Source organism: Faecalicoccus sp. LCP19S3_E2, from assembly GCF_052121255.1.
Taxonomy (GTDB): domain Bacteria; phylum Bacillota_I; class Bacilli_A; order Erysipelotrichales; family Erysipelotrichaceae; genus Faecalicoccus.
Window position 1 is genome coordinate 100,622 of the sequence record NZ_JBQKEP010000005.1, and the last position, 13,956, is coordinate 114,577.

Annotated in this window: 11 protein-coding genes and 1 pseudogene; 10 read left to right on the forward strand and 2 right to left on the reverse strand. The window is 36.6% G+C overall.

Annotated elements, in window-relative coordinates; translation table 11 throughout:
* Window positions 1–28 precede the first annotated feature (28 nt).
* The gene (locus ACTQX6_RS06350) at window positions 29–1,690 is read left to right on the forward strand and encodes a diphosphate--fructose-6-phosphate 1-phosphotransferase (RefSeq protein WP_117445724.1); all 1,662 of its coding nucleotides are present in this window, start codon (window positions 29–31) and stop codon (window positions 1,688–1,690) included.
* 256 nt (window positions 1,691–1,946) lie between these two features.
* Window positions 1,947–2,642, forward strand: a complete 696-nt coding sequence (locus ACTQX6_RS06355; protein WP_294687836.1) for a PD-(D/E)XK nuclease family transposase — start codon at window positions 1,947–1,949, stop codon at window positions 2,640–2,642.
* 57 nt (window positions 2,643–2,699) lie between these two features.
* Here ACTQX6_RS06355 and ACTQX6_RS06360 read toward each other — a convergent pair whose 3' ends face one another.
* Entirely contained in the window at window positions 2,700–3,302 is a 603-nt protein-coding gene (locus ACTQX6_RS06360) for a TetR/AcrR family transcriptional regulator (protein WP_117445722.1), read from the reverse strand.
* A 149-nt stretch (window positions 3,303–3,451) separates the two neighbouring features.
* Here ACTQX6_RS06360 and ACTQX6_RS06365 point away from each other — a divergent pair, with 149 nt between their 5' ends.
* The 3 genes and pseudogenes from ACTQX6_RS06365 (at window position 3,452) to ACTQX6_RS06375 (ending at window position 9,272) form a co-directional block, all read left to right on the forward strand.
* Complete coding sequence (locus ACTQX6_RS06365; RefSeq protein ID WP_117445721.1) at window positions 3,452–5,539, forward strand: efflux RND transporter permease subunit; 2,088 nt, start codon at window positions 3,452–3,454, stop codon at window positions 5,537–5,539.
* Window positions 5,532–7,844, forward strand: coding sequence for a hypothetical protein (locus ACTQX6_RS06370; RefSeq protein ID WP_441657363.1), 2,313 nt, complete (start codon window positions 5,532–5,534; stop codon window positions 7,842–7,844). The genes ACTQX6_RS06365 and ACTQX6_RS06370 overlap by 8 nt, the downstream gene beginning before the upstream one ends.
* Before the next feature lie 221 nt (window positions 7,845–8,065).
* Window positions 8,066–9,272 (forward strand): annotated as a pseudogene (locus tag ACTQX6_RS06375) (transposase).
* 236 nt (window positions 9,273–9,508) lie between these two features.
* Here ACTQX6_RS06375 and ACTQX6_RS06380 read toward each other — a convergent pair.
* Window positions 9,509–10,357 carry a MurR/RpiR family transcriptional regulator gene (locus ACTQX6_RS06380; RefSeq protein WP_117445719.1) on the reverse strand — a complete coding sequence of 283 codons (849 nt, stop codon included), beginning with the start codon at window positions 10,355–10,357 and terminating at the stop codon, window positions 9,509–9,511.
* 189 nt (window positions 10,358–10,546) lie between these two features.
* Here ACTQX6_RS06380 and gnd point away from each other — a divergent pair, with 189 nt between their 5' ends.
* The 5 genes from gnd to ACTQX6_RS06405 are packed head-to-tail and all read left to right on the forward strand — an operon-like array spanning window position 10,547 to window position 13,952.
* Window positions 10,547–11,455, forward strand: a complete 909-nt coding sequence (gnd, locus tag ACTQX6_RS06385) for a phosphogluconate dehydrogenase (NAD(+)-dependent, decarboxylating) (RefSeq protein ID WP_441657362.1) — start codon at window positions 10,547–10,549, stop codon at window positions 11,453–11,455.
* Entirely contained in the window at window positions 11,448–11,861 is a 414-nt protein-coding gene (locus ACTQX6_RS06390; RefSeq protein ID WP_272003122.1) for a PTS sugar transporter subunit IIA, read from the forward strand. The genes gnd and ACTQX6_RS06390 overlap by 8 nt, the downstream gene beginning before the upstream one ends.
* A 1-nt stretch (window position 11,862) precedes the next feature.
* A complete protein-coding gene (locus ACTQX6_RS06395) occupies window positions 11,863–12,360 on the forward strand; it encodes a PTS sugar transporter subunit IIB (RefSeq protein ID WP_117445716.1) in 498 nt (165 codons plus the stop codon).
* 13 nt (window positions 12,361–12,373) lie between these two features.
* Window positions 12,374–13,117 (forward strand): PTS mannose/fructose/sorbose/N-acetylgalactosamine transporter subunit IIC, encoded by a 744-nt coding sequence (locus ACTQX6_RS06400; protein WP_117445715.1) that lies wholly within the window; start codon window positions 12,374–12,376, stop codon window positions 13,115–13,117.
* Window position 13,118: 1 nt separating this feature from the next.
* Window positions 13,119–13,952: a PTS system mannose/fructose/sorbose family transporter subunit IID gene (locus ACTQX6_RS06405; RefSeq protein ID WP_117445714.1), complete on the forward strand. Its 834-nt coding sequence runs from the start codon at window positions 13,119–13,121 to the stop codon at window positions 13,950–13,952.
* Window positions 13,953–13,956 lie beyond the last annotated feature (4 nt).

Genomic DNA, 13,956 nt, shown 5'->3' on the forward strand with positions numbered 1-13,956 from the left:
TTAGACGTTGAAAAAAAGGAGATCTAGTATGAAAATTTCATCATTACAAAAGGCAAGATATGAATATTCGCCAAAACTTCCTGGAATGTTAAGACATGGAATTTCTGCCATCTGTGTCAAGGAAGGTGAAGAAACACAAAGCGTTGCCGATCAGGAAACGATTAAAGCATTGTTCCCAAATACTTATGGGAAAAAAGAAATCACTTTTGAAAAAGGTGAAAATACATCGGAAGCTAAAAAACAGGTTGTCGGTGTTATCCTTTCCGGTGGTCAGGCTCCAGGTGGACACAATGTTATTTGTGGATTGTATGATGCTTTAAAGGCAACAAATCCGGAAAATGAATTATATGGATTTAAGAATGGTCCCAGCGGATTGATCGAAGATGATTATTTGATCTTTGATGATGAATATATTGATGAATACAGAAATACCGGAGGATTTGATATCATCGGTTCCGGACGTACAAAACTGGAAACACAGGAACAGTTTGCCGTAGCTGCTGAGGTCTGCAAAAAACATGGTATTACAGCTATCGTAATCATCGGTGGAGATGACTCTAACACCAATGCAGCTGTATTAGCGGAATATTTTGCAGCTAATAACACTGGTGTACAGGTTATCGGTTGTCCAAAAACAATTGATGGTGACTTGAAAAATGAAGATATCGAATGTTCTTTTGGATTTGATACGGCCACTAAGACATACAGCGAACTGATTGGAAATATCGAACGTGATGCCAATTCCGCTAAGAAATATTGGCACTTCATTAAAGTTATGGGACGCTCTGCTTCTCATGTTGCTTTGGAATGTGCTCTGGAAACACAGCCGAATATCTGTTTGGTATCTGAAGAAGTTTCTGCCAAGAAAATGTCTTTATCACAGATTGCCGATTACATTGCTGATTCAGTAGAAAAACGTGCTGCCAAAGGTATGAACTTTGGTGTTGCCATCATTCCGGAAGGTGTAGTAGAATTTGTACCTGAATTCTCTAAATTGATTGCGGAAATTAACGAATTGTTAGCCGGAAGCAAAGCTGATGAATTTAATGCTTTACCTGCATGGAAAGATAAATATGCTTTCATCGAAAATGGTTTGACAAAAGAATCGATGGATGTATTTGCGATTTTACCGGAAAGTATTCAGCAGCAGTTATTCTTAGAACGTGACCCTCATGGAAACGTACAGGTTTCTTTGATTGAATCTGAAAAATTGTTCTCTGCTCTGGTTGCCGATAAACTGGCACAAAGAAAAGAAGCCGGAACTTACACAGGTAAATTTAGTGCCTTACATCATTTCTTCGGATATGAAGGACGTTGTGCATTCCCATCTAACTTTGATGCGGACTATTGTTATTCATTAGGATACAATGCCTTTATGTTAATTCAGTATGGTTACACTGGATACTTATCTAAGATTTCCAACTTGTCAAAACCAGCTAATGAATGGGTTGCCGGAGGTATGCCGATCACTAAGATGATGAACATCGAAAGACGTCATGGAGAAGACAAACCAGTTATCAAAAAAGCGTTAGTTGAATTGGAAGGAAAACCATTTAAATATTTTGAAGCACATCGTGAAGAATGGGCTGAAAACACATGTTATGTATATCCAGGTGCTATCCAGTATTATGGACCGGCTGATGTATGTGACATCACTACAAAAACTTTGGCTTTAGAACAAGGTGAATAAGCTTACATTTTTAGATGAAAAACATCAGAAATATGAAATCATAGATCATTGGCTCTGGCTGATGATCTTTTATTATGCAATGGCAAATGAGCCTATAAGTTATCTGCACCTAACGAAAAGATAAAAAAATTTTTAATAGTTTTTTGATTTTTTTTTGCGTATCTAATAGTGAGGCTATTGATACAGTAGAGTGAAATTAAAATAAATCTGCCTTCTTTTACAACATTGTATCAATAGTCGAATAAGGAGGTAATTTATGGTGTCAAAATTAGTGTTAAAGCATGATGTGGCTTTTAAGACGGTCTTTGGATCGGATGATGAAAAAAATCAGATTGTTTTATGTTCATTGTTGTATGCATTGTTGGGTAAGAAGGTGAAGTTTGTTCAAATCACGGATAATAGATTCATAGATAATAGTAAATCGTGTGTGAACCTTGTTGCTCAACTGCAGAGCGGTCGAAAAGTTATTGTTGAGTTGGAGATCGTCAATCCACGAGAGGATATCATGTATGAGATGATGCTTGATCTATATGCGATTTATGGCAATCAGGAGCTTAAAGGGGATGAACTCGATCTGGGCTTGAAGAGTTCATATAAGATTGGGATTGCGGATTTTGTAGTGGATCCTGACTTTGAGGGGTTGTTGACAGAATTTGACTTACGAAATAAAAAAGGACAGCCGCTTGGCAGAGATCTAGAAATCATAGTATTAAAGATAATTCAACTGGTCAAAGTTCCTGTAATGGATCCTGATCAGATGAGCTTGCTGCAAAAATGGTGTTTCTTTATCAAATACTATGCAGACGATAAAAAACAAGACATCATCCAAGAATTGATTCGATTAGAAGAAGGGATCGCAATGGCAGATAAAATCATCAATCGAATGGATTCAAGGGTAATCGAGAAGCTCAATAAAGATTACTTTGAAAATATCGAAACATGCAAGATGTAGTTTCAAACAAGTAAAGCAGGAGTATTCTGAAAAGACATCCTCCTGCTTTTAAAATCATCAGTCTTTATAATTTTTGAGTATGGCTCGAATGACCTTGAATAAATAAGGCTTGTATTCCTGAAAAGGAAGGGGTTTTTGATACAGAATAGAGTTGTAACAAGTGCTTCCTACAGTTTCGATGATAATGAATAAGATAATATCCGGTCTTTTAAAGGTATAGCCACTTTTTTTGGCTAATAAAGTAAACTGTTGAAGCATACCGATTTCTTCATTATCCATAGTTGTCTGTAGTTGTTCATGAAAAATGCCCCAGGATAGGTTACGTTCGATAAATTTTAAAATAGCCGGATTATCTTCTAAGCTCAACAAAACCTGATTAATGATGAAAATGATCGCATCTTCAAAATTTTGAATATCATTTTTCTCCAGCTTTTCTCTGGCTTCCTGAAACAAACGAGCTGCTTCTTTTTGAATCAGTACGTCACGAATCTGGTATTTATCTTTAAAGTACAGATAAAAGGTTCCTTTCGCTACATTGGCTTTTTTTACGATATCCTGAACGGTTACGGAATGGATATCTTTTTTTGTGAACAGGTCAAAAGCGCTGTCTAAAAGCGCTGTTTCTTTATTTCTTTTATTTTCCAATACTTTGGATTTCATACTATCACCACGTACAGTATAGACAAAAATATACGTTTGGTCAATTTTTATTTCTTAATATAAAGGTTATATTAAAAATTATTTTAAATAATTGACTAATAGTCATTTTTGTACTATACTCATGTCCATGTTGAGAAAGGATAGAGAATATGGATAGAATTTCTAAGTTTATTGTCAGATACAGAAACAAGATTTTACTTGTTGCTGTACTGCTCTTGATTCCCAGTGTGATCGGTTATTTAAATACGGGAATCAATTATGATATTCTTTCCTACCTGCCTAAAGAAGCGGAATCGATGAAGGGACAGGAAGTCCTGGATAAGGATTTTAATCTGGCCAGTGTAGGAATGATGGTAACCAATGATCTCTCGGATAAAGAGGTTGTTTCTTTAAAAGATAAGATTGAAAAGATCGACGGGGTCAAAAAAGTCTTCTGGCGAGATGATGTTTTGGATATCACCTTTCCTAAGGAAATGATACCGGAAGCCCTTCAAAAACAGTTATATTCCAAAGATTCAACTTTGATGATCGTCACCTTTGAAGAAGATACAGCTTCGGAGAAAACGATGGATGCGATTGCGAAGATCAAAGAAGTATCAAACAAGGATTGTTATTTAGGGGGAATGAGTGCTATTGCGCAGGATACCAAGGATCTGGCTAATTCAGAGACTGTCAAATATGCAGTGATTGCTGTTTTGTTAAGTCTGGTTGTGCTGTATTTAGGACTTGAATCTTCTGTAGCACCTTTGATCTTTATGTTGGGTATGGCTTTTCCCATTATCTATAACTTTGGAACCAACATCTTCTTAGGAAAGATTTCTTATATTACACAGGCTTTGGCGATGATCTTACAGTTAGCAGTAACAATGGATTATTCGATTTTCCTTCTACATCGCTATCAGGAAGAAAAGAAAAAAGCAGAGAATACGAACAATGATATGGCCATGGCTAAGGCCATTCAGGCTACTTTTGTTTCCATCACATCCAGTTCAGTGACAACGATAGCCGGCTTTTTAACACTTTGTTTCATGCAGTTAAGACTGGGTGGCGATATTGGTATCGTTATGGCTAAAGGGGTTGTGCTGGGAGTCATTTGTACGATTTTTGTTCTACCTAGTCTATTGATGATCTTTGATCGCCAAATTGAAAAATATACACATCGGACATTGATTCATGAACTCAAAAAAGTGCCTGGCTTTGTAGTTCGACATGCCAAGTTTTTGCTGCTGATTGGAATTTGTATCTTTATTCCTATGGGTTTTGCACAGGCTCATGTCAAGCAATACTATGATTTGACCAGTACATTGCCATCTGATCTTTCCAGTATGAAGGGAACGGAAGAGCTGAAAGATAAATTTAATATGAATACGACTCACTTTATTTTGGTCAGTGATACATTGCCGACAAAGGATATCCAGGAACTTTCCAAAAAAATTGAAAACATTGAGGGGATTGAAAATGTACTAGCTTATGAAAATTTTGTCGGTGGTGGTGTTCCCGGCACATTTGAGCCGGAAGCCATTAAAGATATTTTTGAAAATGGCGGCTATAAACTGTTGATTGCCAACAGTGATTATCATGCGGCTACGGATGAAGAAAATGAGCAGTTGGACAAGATCCATGAAATTTTGGATCAATATGACAAAAAAGCGCTGATCACTGGTGAGGGCATGTTGTCAAAGGATTTGATTACCACGACCAATGAAGACTTTAAGGTCGTAAATGTATTATCGATTTTGGCAATTTTTGTGATCATCTTGATTACGTTTAAATCAATTGCGTTACCGTTTATCTTAGTGCTGGCGATTGAATTGGCAATCACGATCAACATGGGTATTCCTTATCTGACACATACGACATTGCCGTTTATTGCCGGTATTGTGATCGGTACGATTCAGTTAGGGGCCTGTGTGGATTATGCGATCTTGATGACAACGCGATTTAGAGAAGAACTCAGTTTAAATAAGAGTGGAAAAGAGGCTATACGAGTTGCGATTCAAAAGACATCCCCTTCGATTATTACCAGTGGTTGCTCCTTCTTTGCGGCTTGTATTGGAGTGTCTTTGATTTCACGTATGGATTTGATTTCCAGCCTTTGTGAGCTTTTGGCAAGAGGAGCCATCATTTCTGTCATCAGTATTATTTTCATCTTGCCAAGCATGCTTTTATTAGGACATAAGCTTATTGAAAAAACAACGAAAAAATGGCCGACAGCTAAGGAGGATCAGTATGAATAAAAAAATTAAGGTAATGGGCAGTTTGATCTTAAGTGCCGTATTGGCACAATCGATGCTTCCATTTCATGTGTATGCGTTAGAGGATGAAAATCCGACCCAGAAAACAGAAACTGTCTATGCGGTTTTAAATGCCGATGGATCGATATCGGATACAATCGTATCCAGCTGGCTGCACGATGATGACGGCATCCATAACATCAAAGAAACCTTAGATGAAACCGATGTAGAAAATGTTAAAACCGATGAGGAACCAAAAGTAGATGGAAATGTCTATACATGGAACAGCAAGGGCAATGATATTTACTATCAGGGTAAAACAACAAAACAGCTTCCCATTGAAGTAAAAATTACATATGAGTTGGATGGACGTCAATTAAGCGCAAAAGAAGTTGCTGGGCAAAGCGGACATTTGAAATTGACGATTCACTTTGAAAATTTGGAATCAAAGACGGTCTATGCGGATGGAAAAGCTATTACTGTTCATCCCAGCTTTTTAGCCGGAGGTCTTTTAACTTTGGATGCGAATCATTACGATAATGTATCGTGTTCCAATGGAAAAATCGTGAATGATGGTACAAATGAAGTGCTGGCCTTTGCCAATGTACCGGGATTGGCTGGTACTTTACAGGACGCCGGATTAAACAAGGTCATCGATCAGTTACATATCAGTGATGATACAGTGATTGAGACCGATGTAAAGGATTTTGATTTAGGATCGATCATGATTGCCATGAGCAATGAAATATCTTTGGATGAATTGGCTGGTCAATTATCCATCGGGGATCTGACAGGCGGTATCGATCAGCTGGTGTCGGCTTCCGATCAGTTGTTAGATGGTTCTAAACAGTTGTATGAAGGTACGACAGAACTAAAGGAAGGGGCTAAACCTTTAACGAGTGCTACACCCCAGATTCAACAGCTGGCTGATGCATCAACACAATTACATACAGGCTCCAGCTTATTGTTGGATGGAATCAAAGCATATACACAGGGAGTAACACAGCTGGATAAGGGAAATCAAAAGTTAACAGCTATACCAACCGCTATGCAGCAAACTGTGCAGGGTAGCACATCCTTATCGCAAGGTGCCCAAAAACTGCAGGCCGGGCTTGCACAACTGGAAGAACAGGTAAATGGGCTGGATAAAAACACCTTAGCAAAACTGACACAGGCGATGGATACGACCAAGCAAGAATTAACAACATTACAAACACAGCTTTCGACTTCAAAAGAAGCTTTGACTTCATTAGAGAACAGTTTACAAACGGTTCAGCAGGCTATGGCCGGTTTGGATACTTTCCAGACACAATTTGAAACTCTGGTGGCTTCGGTAAATCAAACTGTAGAGAGCGATCAAAGCAAGATTCAAAGTTTTAATGCTCAGTTAGAAAGTGCAAAACAGGCGCAGGTGCAGGCACTGCAGTCTTCGATTCAGGCCTTACAAGCCAGTAAGTCTGCAATTCCACAGGAAGATACAACAGGAGCCGCTTCTAAGATTGATGAACAGATTGCCAGTCTGCAGACTCAATTACAAGTTGTTCAAAGTATTGATGTTCAGGGTTATACACTGGAAACATTAGATGCACAAAAAACGCAGCTGCAAGTCTTGCTTTCTCAGACTAAGCATTCTTTGGAAGGTCTGTCAAAGGTCATGGAAGGTACGAAATCAGATATGCAAAAGCTGCAGACATCTATGCAGACAGCCGCTCAGTCCATGGCTACCTTAGAACAAATCATGACAGGTGTTCATCAGAATATGAGCGATCAAGATTTTGTTCAACTCATCACGAAGCTGCAGGGTGGAGTCAGTCAGTTAAAAGCAGGGGCTGATCAGCTTCATACGGGCTCAGTAGCTTTGGAATCAGGTCTGCAACAGATTCAAAGTGAATCCAAGACAGCTGTTGATCAGTTAAATGCCGGTTCTCAACAAATCGTATCTAAAAATGAAGAATTGATCAGTGGTGCCTCCTTATTAAATGACGGAACAGCACAGTTGGAAGGACAAAAATCAAAATTAATGGAGATGAGCGATGGTCTTGTACAGCTGCAAAGTGCTTTTGATACATTGGAGAATGGTGCCAAACAGCTTTATGACGGACAAAGTCAGTTCAATGAGCAGGGTATGAATCAATTAAAAGAAACGGTCGATTTGACAACAACGGAATTTAACACACTACAAACTGTGTTTGATCAAATCGATGCATTAAACAAGGAACATAAGTCGTTTGCGGGTACACCGGATAATTCGGAAAACATCGTTCGATTTGTATTCCGAACCAAGGATATCGAATCAAAAGATGAATAAAAAAATGATCAGCAGGATACAAAAGCGTATCTGGCTGAGGCTGCTGAAAAAGTCTTCAAGATATGAATAGAAAAGAATCTTTCGAAAAAGCAAAATATAAAGAGGTTAGAATAAGTGATCACAGTATGCTTATTTAACCTCTTTTTTCATCCCTTCCTGTGCTCGAAAATGATAAAATAGACAATGTAGAAATAAAGGTGATATGTGTGCTAAAAACAGTAATCCAGGATGGTTTGAGTTTAAGTCCTTTCGGTGATTTATATGACATTTTGATCGATAAAGATAATTTTTGGAGAATGCTTAATGAGACTGTAGATTTATCTTTTATCTACAACGAAGTCCAAAAAAATGATTGCGCCAATATGGGCCGTCCAGCACAGGACCCTATTTTGATGTTCAAATATGTCTTGTCGAAATCGGCCATGAAATTATCGGATAGGGATCTCATACGTAAAACCCGTGTGGATATGGAGATGAAGTATTTCCTTGGTTACACGCCGGAAGAAACGAATTTTATTGACCCTTCTCTTTTATCAAAGTTTCGGCATATACGATTGAAGGATCTAGACTTAGTGGATCTTTTATTAAAAAAACCGTCGAGATCGCACTCAGTAAAGGTGTGATGAACGTCAGAAACAAATTGATCCAAGATTCCACGCATACCCATGCCCTTTATCAACCGGTATCACCCAGAGAAGAACTTCTAAAACGAGCCAAAGATTTACGCAAAGCCGTTTATGCGGTTGACGAAGGGATGAAAGAAAAAATGCCTTCCAAACGAAAAGCGAACAGTGGACTTTTAGAAGATACGATTGAATATACAAAAGAAGTCATAAAAGCGGTAGAGACAGAAGGTGGATTTGAAAATTGTGTAGCCGTTAATGAACGCATGGAATATCTAAGAGAAGGGATTGAGGATACAGAAACCGAAATAGAATATTCAAAAGACAGGGATGCCAGAATAGGACATAAAACAGCGGATACGAATTTTTTTGGGTATAAGACACATATTGCGATGAGTGAAGAGAGAATCATAGCGGCAGCCGTCATTACATCGGGTGAAAAACATGACGGTAAACAAATGCAGGAATTGGCAGAAAAGAGTGAAGCGGCAGGAATTGAGGTAGAAGCAGTAATAGGAGATGGAGCTTATTCTGAAAAGGAGGGGCAAAAACAAAAACGTATTCTGTCAAAGTCAAATCGGATATTCATATTGAGTATATGGATTACATGAAGACAAAAGAATTTGAAGGGCTGTATGCACAACGATATAAAATCGAGGCAAAGAATGGAGAGTTAAAAAGTGAATATGGTTATGATACTGCACAAGGATGTGGTCTTTTAAGCATGAACATACAAGGGGCCAGTACGATGTTTATGGTCAATATGAAGCGAATTTTCAAATTAATGAAGTATAAAGGAGTTTAAAGTCCCCTGATTTTAACCGATTTTATAGCATTATCAAAAAAAACAGTGAGAGACAGAATTTTTTTCTGATGTTCTCACTGTTTTCATTTTTTTGGATTTTAAAATCTCCTATTTTTTCAGCGGCCTCATCTGGCTGATCTTTTTTTTGTTCTGTAATGATAGAAATTTGTCCACACGATAAGTTAAATTATCAAATGATTAGCAATATCCATAGGTTTTTATTTAGAAACTGGGTATTATCCTTTTGTGGAACTTATTATTTCCCTAATTTTGTATAGAGATTCTCTAGACTTCTGTTCGTTATCAAACATCACAATTGTAAACAAACAATCTATAATTGCTAATTGAGCAATTCTGCTAGATAAAGATTCAGATCGAAAGCCCGTTTCTTCAGATGATGAAATGAGTAAAATATCTGAATACTTCGTTAGTGGGCTTAGATTATAACTAGTAATGATAATAATTTTTGCGTTGGCCTTTTTTAGAGTCTGGGCAATTTTTATTGATTCATGCGTTAAGCCTGTGTGAGAGATAATAATGGCACAGTCTTTAGAGGTTAAAAGGGATGCCTGCATTAATTGAATGTGAAAATCACTATTATAGCGACAAGGTATTGGAGACCTGAGGAATTTATGATACGCATCATAAGAAACAACATTTGATCCACCAACACCAAAAAAATTTATAGAATCGGAGGATAGGATCATTTTAGCAGCTCTTTCGACAGTTTTAGGGTCAATAAGGGATTTTGTGTCCTTTAAAGACTGTATACTGGAATCAAACACTTTTTGTGCGATAGTGTAATAACTATCACTTTGTTTTATGTTCTCATGTATGGATATTTCGGGGTCGAAAGTCTCTGTAAGCAGATCGTTACGAAAATCTCTAAACCCAGAGTATCCAAGTTTTTTAGTGAACTGAAAAATGGTTGAATCGGCAAATCCCAAATATTTTGCAATTTCAGTAATAGTCATGTGCGAAACATTTTTTGGATCATGAAGTATAAAGTTTGCAATAGTTTTTTCTTTTTTGCTCAAATCTCTATAAATTGACTTAATTTTTAGGCTAATAGTTTTGGTTTTCATTTAATTCTCCAAACAATTTTTTTTACAAATGAATAGTACCATGAAAATATTTTTGTGTCGATATTTTAAAACCTCAGCAAACGTTGGTATTAAACGGTCAAATCATTAAATAAAAAAATATTTTTTATTTAATGATTGAAAATAAAAATAATTTTTGTATAATTAAATTAAGAAATGGAGGCGCTTACATTGAAGATAGGTGTTATAGGATTAGGAAAAATGGGTGTAAATATTGCGATGAATTTACAATCCCATGGCTATGGAGTAGTTGGTTTTGATACAAGTGTTTCCGCAAGAAATTTTTCGAAGAATCAGGGTATTGAAGTGAAAGAGAATATCAGAGAATTATTATCCGCTTTAGATGATAGAAAAGTAGTATGGTTGATGCTTCCAAGCGGGGAAACAATCGATGACTGTATTAATCGATTAACTCCATATCTGATGAAGGATGACATTTTAATAGATGGGGGAAATTCCTACTATAAGGATTCTGTTTCTAGAGCGAAATCCTTAAAACAAAAAGAAATATTTTATTTGGACGTAGGTACATCAGGTGGAATGAAAGGTGCAAGAACAGGAGCATGTTTAATGATTGGTGGTGATAAACGTGCATATGAATATTTAAAAGGAGTTTTCGAAGATATCTCAGTAACTGACGGTCAGTTGTATACTGGTAGTTCTGGCAGCGGTCATTATATGAAAATGATACATAATGCCATCGAGTATGGAATGATGGAATCTATTGGAGAGGGGTTTCAACTACTAAAGGAGAGTGAATATAATTATGATCTAAAATTGGTTGCAAAAAATTGGAATAATGGATCTGTGATTCGAGGGTGGTTAATGGAATTAGCACAGGAACAATTTAATACCCATCCGGGTCTAAAAGATGTAAAAGGGGTTGTTGATGCCACAGGTGAAGCCAAATGGGCAGTTGAGGAGGCATTGAGTCTGGGCATAAGTATTCCCATCATAGCATTATCGCTTATGGTGAGAAATAATTCAAAAGATGAGGAAAAGTTTTCATGCAAGGTTGTTTCAGCATTGCGAAATGGATTTGGAGGTCACACAGTAATAAAGGAAAAATTATATGAATAGATTAGTGATATGTACACATGGAGAGTTTGGTAGAACTCTTAAAGAATCAGCTGAATTAATAGTAGGTCCAATAAAAGATATTGAAATTTTATGTTTAAGTCCAGGAGAAGATCCATACGACTATAAAAAAAGAATTGAAAATTATTTGAAACAGCATGAACAAGATTATTATCTATTTCTCGTGGATTTGTTTGGCGGTACTCCGTCAAATATGGCAAGTACATTCGTAAAAGACTTTAATATAGAGATTGTTTCAGGACTAAACTTGGCAATGCTAATCGAAGTGTATTCTAATGTAAATAGAATGCCAATCAAATTGCTTGGGGAATTGGCGATAACAACATCTATTAATAATATCAAGAATGTAAAGTCGGAATTGTTAAGCAATCAGAAGGAGCGTTTATAATATGGCAGATATTAGATTAGTAAGAGTTGATTTTAGATTAATACACGGACAAGTAATTACAAAATGGTTTGGTACTACAAGGGCAAATCAAATTATAATTATTGACGATGAATTATCTAAAGATCCATTCATGGCAAGTATTTACGAGATGTCAGCTCCTCCGGGCGCGAAAGTTACAGTTTTTTCGGTTGAAAAAGCTGTTGAAGAGTGGAATAAGAATCAATTAGGAGATGGTAAGCTATTAGTCCTCTTCAAAAATGTGAATCAAATATACTCTGCATGGGAACTAGGGTTCCCATTTAAAGAAATACAGATTGGAGGACTAGGTAGTGCTCCGGGGCGTAAAGTAGTATTTGGCCCGATTACTTTAAATGATGAAGATGCTAAAAAATTAAAACAAATGAATGATAATAACGTTCGAGTTTATCTTCATCAAGTTCCGGAAGAAGGATCTGCTGAATTAATTGACGTCTTAAAAAAGAATAATTTTGATATTTAGGAAAGGATATAATATGGATATTGCACTAGCTATACTATGTGGTTTGCTATATTTTGCAGGAACTAATCGTGTTGGTTATACTTTGGCATCAGCTCTAGGCTCGGGAGTATTTATTGGTTTTGTTTTAGGATTATACTTTGGAGATGTAACTAAAGGATTGGCTATAGGTGCTTCGATTCAGCTGGTTTACCTTGGAATCATAATGACAGGAGGTAATGTTCCAGCAGATGCAGCCTTAGCTGCAGTAATAGCAATACCTATTGCACTAAAAACCGGTATTGATACAGACGCTGCTGTTGCTCTAGCAGTACCATTTGGAGTTTTAGGAGTATTTTTAGATCAGATTCGTAGAACCACAAATTCAATATGGGTCAGAATGGGGGATAAGTATGCTTTAATGGGAGATAGAAAGGGAATTTTCAAATGTGCATTTCTATATCCAGAATTAATGACCATCTTATTAAGATTTGTACCAGTCTTTGTCTTGACATTATTTGGTACAGATGCGGTCTCATCTCTATTAAAAGTGTTACCTGGTTGGGTGATTACAGGATTCTCTGTGGCAGGTGGAATCTTACCTGCTATGGGGTTTGCTATCATTATTGTTACTATTGGAAAACCAAAATTGCTACCTTACTTCTTTATCGGTTTTTTTGCGGTCCAATACTTAGGAATTAATACTATGGCTGCAGCTGTTTTTGGGGTATGTATCTCATTATTAGTTATTTTTAATTCAATGAAAAAAGAAGAGGCTTAACATGGAAAACAATGTAAATAAAAAAGTAACATTAGACAAAAAAGACTTGAAAAAGACTTTTATGATGTGGTGGGCAACTACAGAACTAAGTAATTCGTATGATCGTTTACAAGGGTTGGCATTTTGTAACGCATTGGCAAAAAACCTAGAAAAATTATATGGAAAAGATAGTGAAGAATATAAAAAAGCATTAGTTCGACATATGGAATTTTACAATTCTGAAGGAATTACGGGATCTGTCATACATGGGATTGCTTTATCTATGGAAGAAGAAAAGGCAAATGGTGTACCGATAACTGGAGAAGTTATTACAGGGATAAAAACAGGTTTGATGGGTCCGATAGCTGGTATTGGAGATACTTTAATTCATGGAACATTAAAGCCGATTATTCTTGCTTTGGCTTGTACTTTTGCTCTACAAGGAAGTACGTTAGGAGCATTTATTCCATTTCTTATTCCAATAATTTGCATAGGGATAGGAATGTGGTGTTTAAGATTTGGATATAGATTAGGAAAAGATTCAGTTATGAAATTAATGAAATCTGGAATGATTAATAATATTATAACTGGAGCAAGTATTTTAGGTTTGTTTATGATGGGGGCTTTATCTAGTTCATACGTTAAAGTGTCAACAGGTCTACAATTTGTTATGCAAAACGCCAATCCTATAGTATTGCAGGATATCTTAGACCAAATACTGAAAGGTATATTACCTCTTGGTTGCATATTTGGAATATATTGGTACTTTACGCATAAAGGAGCAAACTATAATAAAGTTATTTTTGGTATCTTAATTTTCTCGATGATTGCCGGCTTCTTTGGAATTCTTGGATAATGAA